This is a genomic window from Sulfitobacter sp. JL08, from assembly GCF_003352045.1.
GTDB lineage: Bacteria > Pseudomonadota > Alphaproteobacteria > Rhodobacterales > Rhodobacteraceae > JL08.
This window is the reverse complement of the sequence record NZ_CP025815.1, coordinates 1,387,457-1,403,486: the sequence shown is the minus strand read 5'-3', so window position 1 is coordinate 1,403,486 and position 16,030 is coordinate 1,387,457. Positions and strand designations below refer to the sequence as shown.

Sequence of the window (16,030 nt, the reverse complement as noted above, 5' to 3'; positions counted from 1 at the left end):
CATGGGTTTGGGTCACGCGATCCGGCGGGTCATAATCCGCCGGATCGCGCAGGGTTCAGCTGATGGCGTCAAGGAAGGCGTTGACCGCCTCGCCCGAATTTTCGCCCCACCAGACCGGATCGTTAAACGCGACACCGTCGATGTTTTGCGCCGACGTGATGGCATAAGCCTGCTGCCCGTCCGGAATTTGTGCGAACGCGGCAGGGTTGGACGGCGTCATGCCCAGACAATCCAGAAGCTGCAACTGCGCCTCTGGCTCTTGCGCGACGGCGATGAATTTCATGATCGCTTCGCGCCCGGCCGGGTTGCCCTTGGGCACGATATAAGCGCCCGGCATCGCCAGCGCCTCGTTCATCACCAGTTTATAGCGCCCGTCTGTGTCCGCTTCGATGTTCTTGCCGCGGTTCTGCCAGATCATGCCCATGCTGACCTCGCCATTCACACACATCGAGTGCGCTTCGGAGCCTGAGCCCCAGTACAGGCTGTCATCCTTGATCGATTTGATCTTGGCCAGCGCACGATCCATATCCAGCGGATAAAGCGCATCCTTGGCCACACCGTCGGCCATCAATGCCGCCTCAAGCGAACCGTTGGCCCACTTGTAAAGCGAGCGTTTGCCGGGAAATTTGGCAGTGTCAAAGAAATCCGCCCAGCTGTTGGGGGGCGTGTCGCCGTAGGCTTCGGTATCATAGACGAACGCATAGCCGTAAAGGATGATCGAAACGCCATATTCCAACGCGTATTGCGGCAGTGTCTTTTCCTTGCTGACGACGCTGTAATCGATCGGTTCGAGATGTCCCGATGGCCCCAACGCGATGGAATCAAACAGGTCCGCATCGCACACATCGGCGGTGACATTGCCGCTGTCGACCATTTCGCGGATCTTGCCTTGAAGCGGACCGGACGTGTCAAAGCGCAACGGCATACCGGTTGCGGCCTCGAACGGTTTCCCGATGGCGTTGCCGTGGCATTCTTCGGATTGGCCGCCCCAGTTCCACATTACAATTTCGTCCGCCGCCGCTTCGGCCTTGCCCGCCAGAACCGTGGCCGACGCAAATCCTGTCATCGCGCACAGGGTCAGAAACGCGCGCCGGTCCATTTTTCCGGCTTTGAAGGCCTTGGCCCCGTCTTGCAGCGTTTCACGCATGAACTGCTTGTCTTGCATTATATCTCTCCTTGTTGTTGTGCCCGGCTTGGTGCCGGACGTTGGCAAAAATGACGCCATTGGCTGGCGTTCTGATTACGTGCTTTTATCCGTCTTCCAGTTTGACAGCCGCCCCCTTGCGCCAAGTCAGATCGACCGACTGGCCGGTTTCCAGCGGCGCCTCGTTGCGCCAGACATCTATATCAACCTCAAGCTCGGCCCCGTCCGTCGTGGCCACGATGATGCGCTGCATGGATCCGAAATAGGTGATGGACCTGATCGTTCCGGACAGGCGCACATCTGTCTGGCTTTGTCCGGCGGGGTGGATATCGATCTTTTCGGGGCGCAGCGCATAGATACCGTCGCTTCGGTGCAAGAAGTTGCTTTTGCCCAGAAAGCTGGCGGCAAATTCGGTTTTCGGGTTTTCGTAAAGTTCGACAGGCGTGCCGACCTGTTCAATTGCACCGTCGCGCATGATCACGACACGATCCGACATCGACAGCGCCTCTTCCTGATCGTGGGTGACGTATATGAATGTAGTGCCAACGCGGTTGTGGATGTCTTTCAGCTGTTCCTGCACCTCGACGCGCAGTTTTTTGTCGAGCGCGCCCAGCGGTTCATCCAGCAGCAGAACGGGTGGCGCGAAACACAACGCGCGGGCCAGGGCAACGCGCTGTTGCTGCCCGCCTGACAACTGGCCGGGCTTGCGATCGGCAAAATCCTGCAATTGTACCAGTTCCAGCATTTCGTCGACGCGGCGGGCTATTTCGTCAGCGGGGCGTTTTCGTACCGACAGCGCATAGCCGATATTGTCGCGCACGCTCATGTGCGGGAACAGGGCATAGCCCTGAAACACCATGCCGAAATTGCGTTTTTCGGCGGGCACATCCGCTATCGAATTGCCATCCAGCGCGATATCGCCCGAGGTGATATCCAGAAACCCCGCGATCATCATCAAAAGCGTTGTCTTGCCCGAACCGGACGGGCCCAGCAGGGTCAGGAACTCACCCTTCTGAATCTCGAGATTTACTTTATCAACGGCACAGAACGCACCGAAGTATTTGGATAAATCCCGAACCTGCAAACTGCCCTGATCGACGGTGGTGGCTGCCATGTTACGCGTTTGCCCCCCGCAAATTCAGCTTGTTGCGCGCTTCTTGCGGGGTGATGGCCCGCGCGCCCATCCTTTCGATGATTTCAACGATCCGTGTCACCAGCTGCCCGTTTGTGGCCAGCACACCCCGATCCAGAAACAGATTATCCTCCAGCCCGACACGCACATTACCCCCCATCGCCACCGCGGCGGCAGCCATCGGCATCTGCATGCGCGAAATCCCAAAACCGGCCCAGCTTGCATCATCTGGCAGGTGGTCTTTCATCACCTTCATCGTATCGACGCTTTGATCGGCCCCCCACGGGATACCCAGACAAATCTGGAACATCGGCGGATCGGCGATCAGGCCTTCGGCAATCATCTGGCGGGCAAAACGGATATGCCCCAGCTCGAACACTTCCAGTTCCGGCTTTACCCCCCATTCCAGCGTCAGTTCGGCCATCCGACGCAACGTTGGCGGGGTCGAGATATAGATGTTGTCGCCATCCCCGAAATTCAGCGTACCGCAATCCAGTGAACAGATATCGGGCATGCATTCATGCACATGGATCAGCCGGTCTTCGGCACTGATCATGTCCGTACCCGGCCCCGGCAAGGCAGGGTTGGTTGCATCAGGCACCCAGTCGCCGCCCATGCCGGCCGTCAGATTGATGATCACGTCAGTGCCACTGTCGCGCACACGATCCACGACTTCCTTGAACAGTTTGGGATCGCGCGATCCCTTGCCGGTTTCGGGGTCGCGCACGTGGATATGGGCCACCGCCGCGCCGGCCTTGGCCGCTTCTATCGCGGCATCTGCGACCTGTTTGGGGGTCACAGGGACATGCGCGCTGCGCCCTGTCGTATCCCCCGCGCCCGTGACGGCACAGGTTACAATCACTTCGTAATTCATTGGCCGCACCTCCCGTTTTTTATCAGTTTGGCGGCCAGACAGGCAAAATAAATGTCGATTTTTCGACTTATTTTGCGTCATAGTGACGAAAAACCTTACTGGATTTGAAAGAGCGGACCGCGACATGAACATCAATCTCGACGGCACAAGCGGCGGCGCGCGCGGGCAGTCACATGCCATTTTCGTGGTCGTTCCACGCTTTAACATCGCGACCCTGATTACCACCATCGAAACCATGCGCATTGCGAATTATCTGTCTTCTATCCGGGCGTTTTCGTGGGAAATCGTATCGTTCGACGGGGCATCCATCACCGCCAGCAACGGCATGAAAACCGAAGTGAACGCGGATACCGACAGCCTGGGCCCGGCCGATCTGATCTTTGTTCTGGGCAGTTGGGGCACAGAGCATTACGCGAACAAGTCGCTGATTTCATGGCTGCGCAAACGCGCGCGGCAGGGCGAGCGGGTCTGCTCTGTCGAACTGGGCTGCTACATCGTGGCGCGCGCCGGATTGCTTGCCGGAAAATCCGCCACGACCCACTGGTCATGGATGTCGGGATTTCAGGAAAGCTTTGACACGGTCCAGTGCAGCGAACAGCTGTTCACGATCGGCGACAAGGTGATGACCTGCGCCGGTGGGCTGGCCGGCGTTGATCTGATGTTGCGGCTGATCGAAAAATCCCACGGCAGCAGCTTTGCGGGCGAAATTGCGGATCAGATGCTGCACCATCCGATCCGCACGGAAACAACTCCGCAACGGCGCACGATGGGTCAGGGCACCGAAACCATGGCACCGGTGGTCCGGCAGGCCATCCGTCTGATCGAACGCAACATAGAAGAACCGTTGGGCGTGCCCGAAATTGCCCGCAGTCTGGGGATTTCGCAACGCCAGCTGGAACGCCAGTTCAAGAAATACATCGGCTGCACCGTGATCCAGTTCAGCCTGTTGATGCGGCTACAGAACGCGCGGGTTCTGCTGATTTCAACCAAGCTGAGCGTGCGCGAGATTGCGACCGCATCAGGGTTCAACACCCTGTCGCATTTCGCCTATTCGTTCGGCAAGTTCTTTGGCCGCCGCCCGTCGGAATACCGCGAGGCATGGCCCCAGAACGAAGCCGCGCCCACGTGGCCCGGCACCCTGTCCGAGTTTCTGAACACGCGCCCGATCAAGGCGCGCAAATCCTAGGGTGTCTGATCCGCGCGCACGTCGCGCAGCGCATTCAGAACGGCGACGATTTCGCGATCCCGCTGCGCGGCCATGTCCTCAAAGGGGCGATCGCCGGCAATGGCATTGCAGCCATCCACCATCCGGTTGCGCAATTCCGGCGTAAGCTCGGGGGCGGTCAGCCGCGTCCATGGCAATTTCAGGGCCGGACCGAACTGATCCAGATTGGTGGCCATGCCCCCTGCCCCGCAGGCCACGTGAAATGCCATGCACTGGCCCTGAGCCACCATGCGCGGCGCGGGGCCGTTCATCAGGGCGATGTCGATATCTTCCGGCGTTGCCTCGCCATTGGCGACCATGTGCAACGCCTCGCGCCATAGCGCTTCTTGCAGGCGGGTCGCGACAAAACCGGGGATTTCCTTTTTCATCATCAGCGGGGCCTTGCCCGCTATTTCGTAAAACCGGCCCGCCCATGCCACGGCATCGAGCGATGTTTTTTTGCCGCCAACGATTTCGACAAGTGGCAAAAGATAGGGCGGGTTGAACGGGTGGCCGATCACACAGCGTTCGGGGGTGGCGCATTCGGCCTGAATATCTGTCATCATCAACCCGGATGTAGAGGATCCGATCACCACATCGGCGGGAACAATTTCGCCCAACGTTTTGTAAAGCGCCTGTTTCATCGCCAGATTTTCCGGCGCGCTTTCCTGAATGAACTGTGCGCCTTGCACCGCGTCCTTCAAGTTGTGGACAATCGTCAACCGATCCAGCGACGCGCCTTTGGCAAGGCCCAGATCAGTCAGGCTGCGCCAGGCCGTGTCCAGGATCGCACGGAACGCCCCAATCTCGGCAGGGTCGTGCAGATAGCTGGTCACGTCATAGCCGCGGGCCAGAAAATGGGCGGCCCAGCCACCGCCGATGGGCCCGCCGCCGATGCTGGCGATGCGGGTGATGGATTGCGGATCGGGATACATCGCTATTCGCCTTTGAACTTGGGTTCGCGTTTTTCGACAAACGCCGCCACACCTTCGGCGGCGTCGGATGATTTCAGCATCTTCCGGTAGGTCGGCATCGGATCGGTGCGCATCTTGTGAAACGCCTGTTTCAGCGGCACACATTCAATCTCGCGCTGGACCTCTTTCACCGATTGCATGGCCAGCGGGGCCGACCACGCAATGGACGCTGCCCATTCCCGCGCGGCTTCCATCAACTTGTCCTTGGGAACGACCTTGTTGACCAGACCATAATGCGCCGCCTCTTGCGCGGGCATGCGGCGCCCCAGAAGAAACATTTCCATTGCGATGTTGTGCGGGATACGGCGCGGCAGGCGTTGAAGGGCACCGGCATCCGGCACGATCCCCAATGGCATTTCCGGCAGGCCGAATTCAACGTGCTCAGCCGCGATCAGCAGATCGCAGCCCATCGCCATTTCAAACCCGCCGCCGATGGCGTGGCCATTGATCGCCGCGATGACCGGTTTGTTCAGCGTCCAGTTTTCGGTCAGGCCGGTAAAGCCGCCTTCGCCGTAATCATCGGTTTCCCACCAGTTGTCCAACTGCATATCGCCTTCGTTCAGCGCCTTGAGATCCCAGCCCGCAGAAAATATCCGGTCGCCCGCGCCGGTCAGGATCGCAACGCGCAATTCGGGATCATCGCGCAGTTCGGCAAAGGCCGCCGCCAGCGCTTGCGACGTTGGCACATCAATGGCGTTGACCTTGGGGCGATCCAGAACAACCTCAAGCACGTGGCCGTTGCGGGTGGTGGTGACACCGTTTGTCATGGGGGAATGTCCTTTTACTGAAACGCGGGCATGACTTCGTCAATAAACAGCTTGAGCGAGCGTTTCTGCGCCTCGCGCCCAAGGCCCAAGCTGGCATAGTAGATGTATTCATCGACGCCCAGATCTTCGTAGATCTTGATTTTCTTGATCACATCCTCGGGCGATCCGAACATCAGGTTCTGTTCCAGCATCGCCGGATCATATTGTTCGCGCCCTTCCAGTTCGTTCAGCGGAATTTCCTTGGGAAAGCCGTTTTTGACGTCGCCCAGATTGCGATAAAGATTTTCGAACTGGCCAAGAACACGGGTGATTGCGGAAATCGCCTCGTCCCGGCCTGCCGCGTTTTCATAAAGCGCACTGTGGCGCATCAGTGCGAAAATCGGGTTGGCCGTGCCGCCCTGTTTGGCGATCGCCTCGTCCAGCTGGCGTTTGTACAGTTCCGCCTCGGCGTGGGGGCGGGTAAAGGGCCAGCACATGATATTTGCATCATTGGCCACCGCATAATCATAGGTTATCGGTGAACGCGCCGCGACCCAGATGCGCGGGTGCGGCTGTTGCAGCGGTTTTGGCACGGATGTTGATGTCGGGAATTGCCAGAATTCGCCGTCATGGGCGTAATCGCCCTGCCACAGCGCCAGAACGGCGGGCAGCATTTCCTGCATGTATTTATACCCGTCCGTTTGCAGCAAACCGGGGTGCATCCTGTCAAATTCGCGCTGGTAGGCGCCTGATCCGATACCGAATTCCAGCCGCCCGCCACTGATCAGATCAAGAAACGCCGCCTCGCCCGCAAGTTTGATCGGGTGCCAGTAGGCAGCCGTGGCGACCGCCGTGCCAAGGCGGATATTATTGGTTTCACCCGCCCACCACGTCAGGATCGAAAACGGGTTGGGCGCGATAGTCATTTCCAGCGCGTGATGTTCTGCCGCCCAGACAATATTGAACCCGCCCTGATCGGCCATTTGCACCATTTCAAGGGTATGGCGCGCCACATCAGTCATGTCGGCGCTGTCGTCCAGACGTTCCATATTGATCGCAAGTTGGAATTTCATGTGTTTGTCTCCTGCTCAGCGCATAACGAACGGGTTTGCCATCGGCTCGTCCGAGGTGTTCATCCAGATGGTTTTGGGGCGGGTATAGTCATACATGGCCTGAAAGCCGCTTTCGCGCCCGTAGCCAGACCCTTTGATGCCGCCAAATTCGGCAATCGGGGAAACAACGCGATAGGTGTTGACCCATACGATGCCTGCGCGCACCGCGTTCGCCATCCGCAAGGACCGGGCGCTGTCGCGGGTGAATATCCCTGCCGCAAGCCCGTGTTCGGTATCGTTGGCCAGCGCGATCACCTCGTCTTCGGTCTTGAACCGCTGCACGCACAGGACAGGGCCAAACAATTCCGTGTCGACAATGCGCAAATCCTGCCGCGGGCAATCGATGATCGTGGGTTCAAAGAACAAACCCTGCATGTCATCGGGCTGCTTGCCGCCGGTCAGTACCGTGCCGCCTTGGCTTTGGGCATGGGCCACTTCGGCCTTGATGTGCTCAAGCTGTCCGGTGGTGCATAGCGGGCCCATCTGGGTTTCTTCTTCCAGCGGGTCACCCATTCTGATCTGGCGGGCCAGCCCGGTCATCCGGTCGAGGAATTCATCGGCGATGTCATCGTGCAGATAAAGGCGTGACCCGGCTACACAGCTTTGCCCCGTGGCCCCGAAAATACCGGCAATTGATGCGTTCACGGCACTTTCTATATTGGCGTCGTCAAACACGATAAACGGCGATTTGCCGCCCAGTTCCAGCGACACTTCGGCAAAATTGTTTTTAGAGTTTTCCAGCACATGGCGCGCCGCATTCGGCCCGCCGGTAAAGGAAATGCGCGCCACCAGCGGATGGCCGGTCAGCACACGGCCACACGGATCACCATGCCCGGTGACGATGTTGACCACGCCGGGTGGAAAGCCGGCCTGTTCGATAAGCCGGCCAAATTCCAGCATTGCGGCCGATGCATGTTCTGACGCTTTCAACACCACGGTATTGCCCGCCGCCAGCGCCGGCCCGATCTTGACCGCCACCAGAAACAGTTGCGAATTCCACGGCACCACTGCGGCAACCACACCCAGTGGTTCGCGCTTAGTAAAGACAAACATATCAGGTTTATCAATGGGCAGGGTTTCGCCGCTGATCTTGTCGGCGCATCCCGCGTAAAACTGAAAGAATTCAGCAATATATTTGGCCTGCCAGCGGGTTTCCTTCAGCATTTTTCCGGTATCCACAGATTCCGTGCGCCCCAGTTCTTCGGATTGATCGGCCAGCAGTTCCGCCAGTTTACGCAGGCATTTTCCCCGTTCTGTCGGGGTCATTTTCGCCCACGGCCCCGTCAGAAACGCATCATGGGCTGCGCGCACGGCACGGTCGACATCCTCGGCGGTGGCTTCGGGGATTTTGCTCCAGACCTGACCGGTTGTCGGGTTTATGCTGTCAAATACCGCGCCGTCGGCGGCATCGACCCATGCCCCGTCGATCAGCATTTTGTAGGTCCGGATATCTGTCATGTCGCCTGCTCCCTTCATCCGCGTGATTCCCATTCTTGTCGGTTCAGCGCGGCAAACGTGCGTAAATTCGACACCATATGGCGAAAAAAAAGCATACGCCGCCCCAAATTCACGTCTACCCTGCACCAAGGGAGGCGCGGGTATGTCCAAAAGCAAACAGATCATAGGCGGACCGCTGGAAATCGACGGGCGCGTTCTGACATTATCGCGCGCCATTCGTGCCGGTGATTTTGTTTTCCTGACAGGGCAGATTCCGATGCAGGATGGTGTGCCAATGACCACCGGCACAATCGAGGATCAGACCCGCGCGGTGCTGGAAGATATCAAGGCGACACTGGCGCAAGCGGGATGCGTGCTGGAGGATGTCGTGAAATCGATGGTGTGGCTGCGCAGCCGCGCCGATTTTCCCGGTTTCAACGCGGTTTATGGCGAGTATTTTCCGGTCGAGCCCCCGACCCGGTCGGCTGTTGTCAGCGATCTTCTGGTTGATGCCCGTGTCGAGGTAGAAGTGGTTGCCTATCGTCCGCTGACGGGCACCGCCGAATGAATATGACAGAAGACGGCACCGTTTTTGATGTGGCCGGCCCGCCGGACGCGCCTGTCGTGGTTCTGGTGCACGGGCTGGGCCTGAACCGGGCGTGCTGGCAATGGACGCTGCCAGCCCTGTCGGATCGCTACCGCGTTGTGACTTATGATCTTTTCGGCCATGGCCAAAGCGCGCCGCCGCCCGAAACACCGTCTTTGTCTATGTTTTCGCGGCAGTTGACCGGCCTGCTGGACCATCTGGATACACCCGCTGCCGCCATTGTCGGATTTTCGCTGGGCGGAATGATCGCGCGGCGGGTGGCGCAGGACGCGCCGCAGCGGATCAGCGCGCTGGCGATCCTGCATTCCCCGCACAGGCGCAGCACCAAGGCACAAGGCGCCATTCTGCAACGCGTGGAACAGGCCAAACGGGATGGACCGGCAGCAACGGTCGATGCGGCCTTGGAACGGTGGTTCACAGACGGGTTCCGTGCAGACAACACCGAAATGATGGATCTTGTGCGCAGTTGGGTGACTGCCAATCCGATCGAGATTTACTATAAGAATTACAAGGTTCTGGCAGACGGGATTGACGAGATTGTCAACCCGGTCCCGCCGCTGTCCTGTCCGGCGCTGGTGATTACAGGCGACGAGGATTATGGCAACGGGCCAGAGATGTCGCAGGCTATCGCCGCTGAAATTGCCGGATCAGAACTGCACATCCTGAAGGGATTGCGCCACATGGCACTGGCCGAAGCGCCGGATCAGATCAATGCGCCCCTGCGCGGTTTTCTGGATCGGGTAGTTGCGGCCCCGCCCGTGATGACGGATGAAGACAAACGCGCCTTGCGCAATGCATTCGGAACTTTTGCAACCGGCGTGACAGTGGTGACAACGCGACAGCCCGATGGCACACCGCGCGGGTTTACCGCCAATTCATTTACATCCGTATCGCTTGATCCGCCACTGGTACTGGTATGCATCGCCAAATCCGCGCACAGTTGCGATGTGTTTGCCAGCGCGCCGCATTTCGCCGTCAACGTACTGGGCGAAGCGCAAAAGGCCGTTTCCGGCCTGTTTGCATCCCGCGCGGCGGACAAATTCGAACTGGCCGACTGGCATAGCGGGCATGCGGACATGCCGGTTCTGGACGGATCGCTGGGCCGGTTCGTGTGCGCGCGCCACTCGGTCGTGGATGCAGGGGATCATCTGGTTCTGATCGGGCGGGTCGAGGAATACGGTGTGACCGACAGCCAGCCTTTGGGCTATTTTCGCGGATCGTATTTTTCCATCGGACTTGAAGACCCGCTGGTCGATGTGGCCAGTGCGGGCGGCACCATTGCCATCGGGGCGGTGATGGAACGGGACCAGAAGGTTTTGTTGAAACGCCACGGTGACGGCACCTATGGCGTGCCCATGGCAGCAGAAGATCGCAACAGTCTGGACGGGCTGGTTGCGGGGCTGAAAGCGTCCGGCCTGAACGCGCGGCTGGATTATCTTTACGCCGTCTATCGTGACAGCGAAACGGCGCATCACGGCATCTATTATCATGGCACCGTCAGCGGTGATCCCCCGTCTGACATGGCGTATTTTGCGTTGGAAGACATCCCGCTGGACCGCATCCAAAGCCGCGCACAGCGCAGCATGCTGGCGCGGTATCGCGAAGAATTCCGCCACGGCAGTTTCGGTATTTATCAGGGCGACGAAAGCACCGGAATGGTGCATCAGGTCGCGGCGCGCCAACCTTCAAAACACTAATCGGACAGAAAAAGAGACCGCAACATGCTTCCAGAACTTAGAAAAGTCGTCACATTTGACGAAGATGTCCACCGCGAAGGCGCACGCGAAGCCAGCCCGCCCCTGCGCATGATCGGTGTGGCAGCCGTGGTCGCAAACCCGTGGGCCGGCAAGGGATATGTCGAGGACCTGTCGCCTGATATCCGCCGTATGGCCCCGCCTCTGGGCCAGATGCTGACAGACCGGTTGATTGCGCTGGCGGGTTCCGGCGACGCGATCGAGGCCTATGGCAAAGCCTGCATCGCAGGCACCAATTGCGAACTGGAACATGCCTCGGCCCTGATCCACACATTGCATTTCGGCAATTTCTACCGCGAGGCGGTTGGCGCAAAAAGCTATCTGGGGTTCACCAACACACGCGGGCCGGCCAATACACAGATCAACATCCCGCTGATGGACAAACACGATACCGGACGCCGGTCGCATTATCTGACGGTGCAGTTTTCGATCTACGATGCGCCTGCGGCGGATGAACTGGTCGTGGCATTGGGTGCGGCCACGGGCGGGCGTCCGCATCACCGCATCGGCGACCGGTATTCCGATCTGGCATCCTTAGGGCGTGACGTGGAAAACCCTGCAGGTGTCAAAGACTGACACCCAGACGAACGCTGGCGGGACCGGATCAGGTTTCGCTGAAACAGGCGTTCAGTCCGGTCAGGTTCGTGCGCCCGATCTGGGCCAGTGTCAGGCTGGCCTCTTGTGCGAACACATCGCACATCTGGTCAAGACCCGCAGCCCCTGCGGCGGCGATGGCAAATTGCATGGCACGCCCGAAGAACACGAAATCGGCGCCCATGGCGTAGGCTTTGATCACATCCTCGCCCGAGCGCAGGCCGCTGTCGAAAAACAACGGAAAATCCTGCCCCACCGCCTTGCGGATGGCGGGCAGCGCAAGGATCGGCGGGGGCGCACAATCCAGTTGCCGCCCGCCGTGGTTGGAAACCTGAATGGCGTCCACCCCGACCGATTTCAGACGTACCGCATCCTTGACGGATGTGACGCCCTTGATCACCAGATTGCCATCCCAGCCGTCGCGCAGGCGTGCCAGGAAATCCCAGTCGGCCCCTGCCCTGCTAGCGGTGCGATCAAATGCGAACCCGGGTTCTGTAAAGTTGCCCATTTCGGGCCGCCCCTTGAGCAGTGTGGTCAGCGACCACCGCGGATGCAGGGCGAAATCGACAAACTGGCGCGGCCCGATGCGGAACGGCATCTTGAACCCGCGCCGCAATTCACGCGGACGACGCCCGACCTCGGGGACATCGACGGTCAGGATCAGGGTGCGATAGCCCGCCGCTTTGGCGCGTTCGATCAGACGGTCATTGCCGCGGCCATCAGCGCTGTAATAGAGCTGGAACCACGCGTGCCCATCCGCCGTTTCAATCATCTTTTCCAACGCGGTCGAAGCGACGGTAGACACGCCCACCGGCATTTCACACCGCGCCGCCAACCGCGCCAGCATCAGATCGGCCCCCGGTGCCGACAGGTTGCACATGCCCATCGGGCTGATCCCGAAGGGCAGCGCACAATTGTGATCAAAGACACGCACACCCAGTTCGCGCTGCGCCACATTGACCAGCACGCGGGGTTGCAGGCGGATGGCTTGCAAGGCCGCGATATTCGCCGCCTCGCCTGTGCCTGTGCCCGCAGCCCCGTCGATATAGTCGAATACCATCCATGGCAAAGCGCGGCGCGCAAGGCGGCGCGCATCACCGTAGGATTGTATCTGCGCCGCGCGCGACATGGCCTGCCCTATTGCTGCACCGCTTTCATGAACCGGTCCTTGATCACCACAGGGTCCATTGTGATCACCGGCACCTTGACGTTGCCACTGTCACATTTCACCACAAGCACGGTCATCTTGCCCGATGCGATCGCCGCCGAGAGCGCAGCACCGGTATCGACATCGCGGCATTCGACAACGTTTTCGCAACCACAGGCCGTTGCCACGGCGGCCAGCGATGTCTTTTTGCCCGCATAGGTCGGCTGATCGCCGGTCGAGCCATAACTGCCGTTGTCGATGATCATCAGGATGAAATTGTCGGCCACATTGTTGGCAATGGTCGGCAAGGTCCCCAGATTGGTCAGAACCGAACCGTCCCCGTCGATCGAGATTACGGTCTTGTCCTGTGCCAGCGCCAGCCCCAGCCCGATGCTGGAAGACAGACCCATCGTGCCCAGCATGTAGAAATTGGTCGGCTGGTCATCGATCATGTGCATTTCCTGACTGGGCAGGCCGATGTTGCAGATCACCAGATGATCCCGCAGGATGGGCGCGATCTCGCGCAGAATTTCAGATCTGATCATTGATCCCCATAGCCTCCCCAAAAGGATGCGTCCGTCAGGATCGCAACAGGTTTATTGCACATGAACGTGTATTTCAGGATCGTATCCAGTTCGTGCACATCCGCTTCTTCGTGAAAATGATAGGTCGGGATGTTCATCTGCGCCAAAAGCGCCTTGGTGTGCACCGCCATTTCAACCTGACAGGCGACCGGTTCGCGCAATTCCCCGCGATAGGAAATCAGCATCGGCAGCGGCATCCGGTAATACTGGATCAGCGTCGCTAGGGTGTTGATCGTTACGCCGATGGCGGTGTTCTGCATGATGATCGCAGGCCGTTTGCCCCCCATATGCGCACCGGCGCACAGCCCCATACCTTCGTCTTCCTTGTTTGACGGGATGTGATAAATTTCGGGTCGGGCATCGACTTCGTCAATGACGCCCGCCAGTTGTTTGCATGGCACCGTGGTAATGAAATCAACGCCATTGGCGACGAAATCGTCCACGATCCTCGAGTGGATGGACAAGGGGCTTCTCCTGTTTATGGTCTGGGTTTCAGTCTGTTAAATCTTGCCCTGCCTAGCGCAAAACATGTACGGAACAGGGCGCGTGACGCACGACGCGCGCCGCGGTAGAGCCAAGCAGAAAATCACGCAATCCCGGCTTGTGCGATCCGACGATGATGCAGTCTGCATCGATATCGCCGGCGTAATCGGTGATAGCGCGACCGGAATGGCCCTCGATCATCACTGGCTCTACGTCCGGGGCGTTTTCAACCCGCTTGGCCAGCGCGCGTGTTGCGCCTTTCATGGCTTGCGCGACCGCTTCTTCGTTCACATAGGCGCTGACAGAGCCCTGCATCGGTTCATAGACATGAACCGCCTGAATTTTACCGCCGGGGGCCAGAAGCGCGCGGGCAACTTCGATGGCACGCGCACTGATACCGTGATCAAGCGACAGGGATATGATGATTTTTTTATACATGGTCATTCCTCGTTTAAGGGTATGCGGGCGAAGCCGAAGGGCGTCAGCCCGGGGCCGCGTGGGACGGAACCAGAATGGTCTTGGGGGCAGCCACTTGACCAGCCCTAATCTCGTGAAATGCCGCCTGCCCGTCAGCCAGTGCGCGGGTCGTGATCCAGTCCAGTGCACCAAAGCGCCCGTCAAATATCGCGGCGGCCGTCTGGCGGAAATCTTCGGCGGTGTAGGTATAGGTGCCGATAAAGGTGATTTCCTGCAGCGTCATGCGGCGGATATCCAGCCCACCGGTGTCTTCGCCCAGTCCGATATGCACGATCACCCCGCCGGGGCGGGTGCGCGCGGATGCGGTGGCGCGGGTCGCGGCAAAGCCGACACCGTCCACCACCAGATCAAAGCTGTCATCCTCTGACAGCGCATCCGGTGCAATCACCGGAAAGCCGCATTTTTCCACCAGAAACGCGCGCCGCGTTTCGTTGGGTTCAACTATCGTCACATCCCTGATGCCCTGCGCCTTCATTGAAAGCGCCGCCCCCAGCCCGATGGCACCGCCCCCGATAGCCAGACCGCGCACGGCGCGCGCATCCGGTGCACCCGCCGCCAGCCCCAGACGCACCCCGTGCCATCCGCAGGCCAAAGGTTCGGCCAGTGCGGCCTGTTCCAGCGTCACGCTGCCCGGCACGGTGACAAGATTGCTGTCGGGCATCACGACATATTCGGCAAATGCCCCCGGACGCGGCGGCATGGATATGATCTGGCGGTCGGCGCAGAGGTTAGTGTGCCCTGATTGGCAGTTTGAACATTGCCCGCATGTGACCAGAGGATTGACCGTAACGCGGCGTCCGTCTCTGACCCCGCCCACAACGATGCCTGCTGCCTCGTGGCCCAGTATCAGCGGCGCGGGGCGTCGCGCATCATGGCCCAGATAGGCGTGCATATCCGACCCGCAGATGCCCGAAGCCATGATGCGGATCAGGCTTTCGCCCTGTCGCGGTTCGGGGCGGGCCACATCCTGCTGTTCCAGTGTTTGCACGCCGGTGTAAACCAGTGCTTTCATTTTGCGGTAAATCCCCCGTCCACAAACAGAAGTTGCCCTGTCACATAATCCGACGCGGCCCCGCAGAAGAACAGCAACGGACCATCCAGATCACTGGGTTCGCCGTTGCGCCCGATGCAGGTTTGATCGGCATTCCTTTGCGCCAATTCGGGGTTGTCAAAGACAGGTCCGGTCAGTTCGGTGCGAAAAAAACCCGGGGCCAGCGCGTTGGCGGTAATGCCATGGGGCGACCACGCCTGGGCCATGGCCCGTGTCAGCTGTTCCACACCGCCTTTGGACGCGCCATAACTGATCGAATTGGCAAAGGCGCGGCGCGATTGCAGTGACGCAAAGTTTATGATCCGCCCCCAGCCGCGCGCCTTCATCGCCGGCACCATTGCCTGAGCCAGAAAAAACGGCGTTGCAAGGTTCAGGTTGATCGTGTCGTCCCAGCCCGCCGCACTTACGTCTTCGGCCGGTTCACGATTGTTCAGGCCCGCCGCATTGATCAGGATATCAGGCGCGCCAAAAGGCTGCGCCGCCTGTTCTGCAATGCCGGACAAGGCCGCACGATCTGACAGATCAGCCACAACGGCGGCTGTCTTTCCTGCGGTATCATCCTGCCATCCCTGCAAAGCATCGGCGCGCCGCGCGATGCCAACGACATTTGCGCCCCGCGCCGCCAGCAATGTGGCAGCAGCCCGCCCCAGTCCGGAACTGGCGCCGGTCACGCAGACCGTTTTACCGCTGACATCGAACAGGTCCGCCAT

Annotated in this window: 17 protein-coding genes; 4 read left to right on the top strand and 13 right to left on the bottom strand. The window is 59.5% G+C overall.

Translation table 11 applies throughout. From position 1 onward, the window contains the following. Positions 1–55: 55 nt before the first annotated feature. The 3 genes from C1J05_RS07010 to C1J05_RS07000 form a co-directional block, all read right to left on the bottom strand. On the bottom strand, positions 56–1,165 hold the full coding sequence (locus tag C1J05_RS07010; RefSeq protein ID WP_114869619.1) for an extracellular solute-binding protein: 1,110 nt from the start codon (positions 1,163–1,165) through the stop codon (positions 56–58). Between the two features lie 85 nt (positions 1,166–1,250). Continuing rightward, positions 1,251–2,258, bottom strand: coding sequence for an ABC transporter ATP-binding protein (locus tag C1J05_RS07005; protein ID WP_114869618.1), 1,008 nt, complete (start codon positions 2,256–2,258; stop codon positions 1,251–1,253). A 1-nt stretch (position 2,259) separates the two neighbouring features. After that, on the bottom strand, positions 2,260–3,150 hold the full coding sequence (locus C1J05_RS07000) for a 3-keto-5-aminohexanoate cleavage protein (protein ID WP_114872173.1): 891 nt from the start codon (positions 3,148–3,150) through the stop codon (positions 2,260–2,262). Positions 3,151–3,274: 124 nt separating this feature from the next. On the opposite strand from C1J05_RS07000, the gene C1J05_RS06995 reads away from it, so the two are divergent. After that, positions 3,275–4,336 carry a GlxA family transcriptional regulator gene (locus C1J05_RS06995; protein ID WP_114872172.1) on the top strand — a complete coding sequence of 354 codons (1,062 nt, stop codon included), beginning with the start codon at positions 3,275–3,277 and terminating at the stop codon, positions 4,334–4,336. On the opposite strand, the gene C1J05_RS06990 is transcribed toward C1J05_RS06995, so the two are convergent. Genes C1J05_RS06990 through C1J05_RS06975 form a run of 4 tightly spaced genes read right to left on the bottom strand, consistent with a single transcriptional unit; the run spans position 4,333 to position 8,644 of the window. Continuing rightward, positions 4,333–5,289, bottom strand: a complete 957-nt coding sequence (locus tag C1J05_RS06990; RefSeq protein WP_114869617.1) for a 3-hydroxyacyl-CoA dehydrogenase NAD-binding domain-containing protein — start codon at positions 5,287–5,289, stop codon at positions 4,333–4,335. The genes C1J05_RS06995 and C1J05_RS06990 overlap by 4 nt on opposite strands. A gap of 2 nt (positions 5,290–5,291) precedes the next feature. Continuing rightward, positions 5,292–6,095: a carnitinyl-CoA dehydratase gene (locus C1J05_RS06985; RefSeq protein ID WP_114869616.1), complete on the bottom strand. Its 804-nt coding sequence runs from the start codon at positions 6,093–6,095 to the stop codon at positions 5,292–5,294. A gap of 14 nt (positions 6,096–6,109) precedes the next feature. Then, on the bottom strand, positions 6,110–7,147 hold the full coding sequence (locus C1J05_RS06980) for an LLM class flavin-dependent oxidoreductase (protein ID WP_114869615.1): 1,038 nt from the start codon (positions 7,145–7,147) through the stop codon (positions 6,110–6,112). 15 nt (positions 7,148–7,162) lie between these two features. Further along, positions 7,163–8,644 carry an aldehyde dehydrogenase gene (locus tag C1J05_RS06975; RefSeq protein WP_114872171.1) on the bottom strand — a complete coding sequence of 494 codons (1,482 nt, stop codon included), beginning with the start codon at positions 8,642–8,644 and terminating at the stop codon, positions 7,163–7,165. 142 nt (positions 8,645–8,786) lie between these two features. On the opposite strand from C1J05_RS06975, the gene C1J05_RS06970 reads away from it, so the two are divergent. The 3 genes from C1J05_RS06970 to C1J05_RS06960 are packed head-to-tail and all read left to right on the top strand — an operon-like array spanning position 8,787 to position 11,560. Beyond that, positions 8,787–9,191 (top strand): RidA family protein, encoded by a 405-nt coding sequence (locus C1J05_RS06970; protein WP_114869614.1) that lies wholly within the window; start codon positions 8,787–8,789, stop codon positions 9,189–9,191. Further along, complete coding sequence (locus C1J05_RS06965; protein ID WP_114869613.1) at positions 9,188–10,927, top strand: alpha/beta fold hydrolase; 1,740 nt, start codon at positions 9,188–9,190, stop codon at positions 10,925–10,927. The genes C1J05_RS06970 and C1J05_RS06965 overlap by 4 nt, the downstream gene beginning before the upstream one ends. 24 nt (positions 10,928–10,951) lie before the next feature. Beyond that, the gene (locus tag C1J05_RS06960) at positions 10,952–11,560 is read left to right on the top strand and encodes an amino acid synthesis family protein (RefSeq protein ID WP_114869612.1); all 609 of its coding nucleotides are present in this window, start codon (positions 10,952–10,954) and stop codon (positions 11,558–11,560) included. A gap of 28 nt (positions 11,561–11,588) precedes the next feature. Here the strand turns inward: C1J05_RS06960 and C1J05_RS06955 are convergent, their stop codons facing one another. The 6 genes from C1J05_RS06955 to C1J05_RS06930 are packed head-to-tail and all read right to left on the bottom strand — an operon-like array spanning position 11,589 to position 16,030. Then, positions 11,589–12,707: an alpha-hydroxy acid oxidase gene (locus tag C1J05_RS06955; protein WP_114869611.1), complete on the bottom strand. Its 1,119-nt coding sequence runs from the start codon at positions 12,705–12,707 to the stop codon at positions 11,589–11,591. An 8-nt stretch (positions 12,708–12,715) separates the two neighbouring features. After that, a complete protein-coding gene (gene comE / locus C1J05_RS06950; protein ID WP_114869610.1) occupies positions 12,716–13,270 on the bottom strand; it encodes a sulfopyruvate decarboxylase subunit beta in 555 nt (184 codons plus the stop codon). Further along, the gene (gene comD, locus C1J05_RS06945; RefSeq protein ID WP_114869609.1) at positions 13,267–13,773 is read right to left on the bottom strand and encodes a sulfopyruvate decarboxylase subunit alpha; all 507 of its coding nucleotides are present in this window, start codon (positions 13,771–13,773) and stop codon (positions 13,267–13,269) included. The genes comE and comD overlap by 4 nt, the downstream gene beginning before the upstream one ends. A gap of 52 nt (positions 13,774–13,825) precedes the next feature. Continuing rightward, positions 13,826–14,230 carry a universal stress protein gene (locus tag C1J05_RS06940; protein ID WP_114872170.1) on the bottom strand — a complete coding sequence of 135 codons (405 nt, stop codon included), beginning with the start codon at positions 14,228–14,230 and terminating at the stop codon, positions 13,826–13,828. Positions 14,231–14,273: 43 nt separating this feature from the next. After that, positions 14,274–15,281, bottom strand: coding sequence for a zinc-dependent alcohol dehydrogenase (locus C1J05_RS06935; RefSeq protein WP_114869608.1), 1,008 nt, complete (start codon positions 15,279–15,281; stop codon positions 14,274–14,276). Beyond that, entirely contained in the window at positions 15,278–16,030 is a 753-nt protein-coding gene (locus C1J05_RS06930; protein ID WP_114869607.1) for an SDR family NAD(P)-dependent oxidoreductase, read from the bottom strand. Before C1J05_RS06930 ends, C1J05_RS06935 begins: the two co-directional genes overlap by 4 nt.

What these genes read in the sequence shown, in the direction of transcription:
- C1J05_RS07010 (WP_114869619.1), bottom strand. Translation starts at nt 1,165, where the DNA reads ATGCAAGACAAGCAGTTCATGCGTGAAACGCTGCAAGACGGGGCCAAG.
- C1J05_RS07005 (WP_114869618.1), bottom strand. Translation starts at nt 2,258, where the DNA reads ATGGCAGCCACCACCGTCGATCAGGGCAGTTTGCAGGTTCGGGATTTA.
- C1J05_RS07000 (WP_114872173.1), bottom strand. Translation starts at nt 3,150, where the DNA reads ATGAATTACGAAGTGATTGTAACCTGTGCCGTCACGGGCGCGGGGGAT.
- C1J05_RS06995 (WP_114872172.1), top strand. Translation starts at nt 3,275, where the DNA reads ATGAACATCAATCTCGACGGCACAAGCGGCGGCGCGCGCGGGCAGTCA.
- C1J05_RS06990 (WP_114869617.1), bottom strand. Translation starts at nt 5,289, where the DNA reads ATGTATCCCGATCCGCAATCCATCACCCGCATCGCCAGCATCGGCGGC.
- C1J05_RS06985 (WP_114869616.1), bottom strand. Translation starts at nt 6,095, where the DNA reads ATGACAAACGGTGTCACCACCACCCGCAACGGCCACGTGCTTGAGGTT.
- C1J05_RS06980 (WP_114869615.1), bottom strand. Translation starts at nt 7,147, where the DNA reads ATGAAATTCCAACTTGCGATCAATATGGAACGTCTGGACGACAGCGCC.
- C1J05_RS06975 (WP_114872171.1), bottom strand. Translation starts at nt 8,644, where the DNA reads ATGACAGATATCCGGACCTACAAAATGCTGATCGACGGGGCATGGGTC.
- C1J05_RS06970 (WP_114869614.1), top strand. Translation starts at nt 8,787, where the DNA reads ATGTCCAAAAGCAAACAGATCATAGGCGGACCGCTGGAAATCGACGGG.
- C1J05_RS06965 (WP_114869613.1), top strand. Translation starts at nt 9,188, where the DNA reads ATGAATATGACAGAAGACGGCACCGTTTTTGATGTGGCCGGCCCGCCG.
- C1J05_RS06960 (WP_114869612.1), top strand. Translation starts at nt 10,952, where the DNA reads ATGCTTCCAGAACTTAGAAAAGTCGTCACATTTGACGAAGATGTCCAC.
- C1J05_RS06955 (WP_114869611.1), bottom strand. Translation starts at nt 12,707, where the DNA reads ATGTCGCGCGCGGCGCAGATACAATCCTACGGTGATGCGCGCCGCCTT.
- comE (WP_114869610.1), bottom strand. Translation starts at nt 13,270, where the DNA reads ATGATCAGATCTGAAATTCTGCGCGAGATCGCGCCCATCCTGCGGGAT.
- C1J05_RS06940 (WP_114872170.1), bottom strand. Translation starts at nt 14,230, where the DNA reads ATGTATAAAAAAATCATCATATCCCTGTCGCTTGATCACGGTATCAGT.
- C1J05_RS06935 (WP_114869608.1), bottom strand. Translation starts at nt 15,281, where the DNA reads ATGAAAGCACTGGTTTACACCGGCGTGCAAACACTGGAACAGCAGGAT.
- C1J05_RS06930 (WP_114869607.1), bottom strand. Translation starts at nt 16,030, where the DNA reads ATGGCGGACCTGTTCGATGTCAGCGGTAAAACGGTCTGCGTGACCGGC.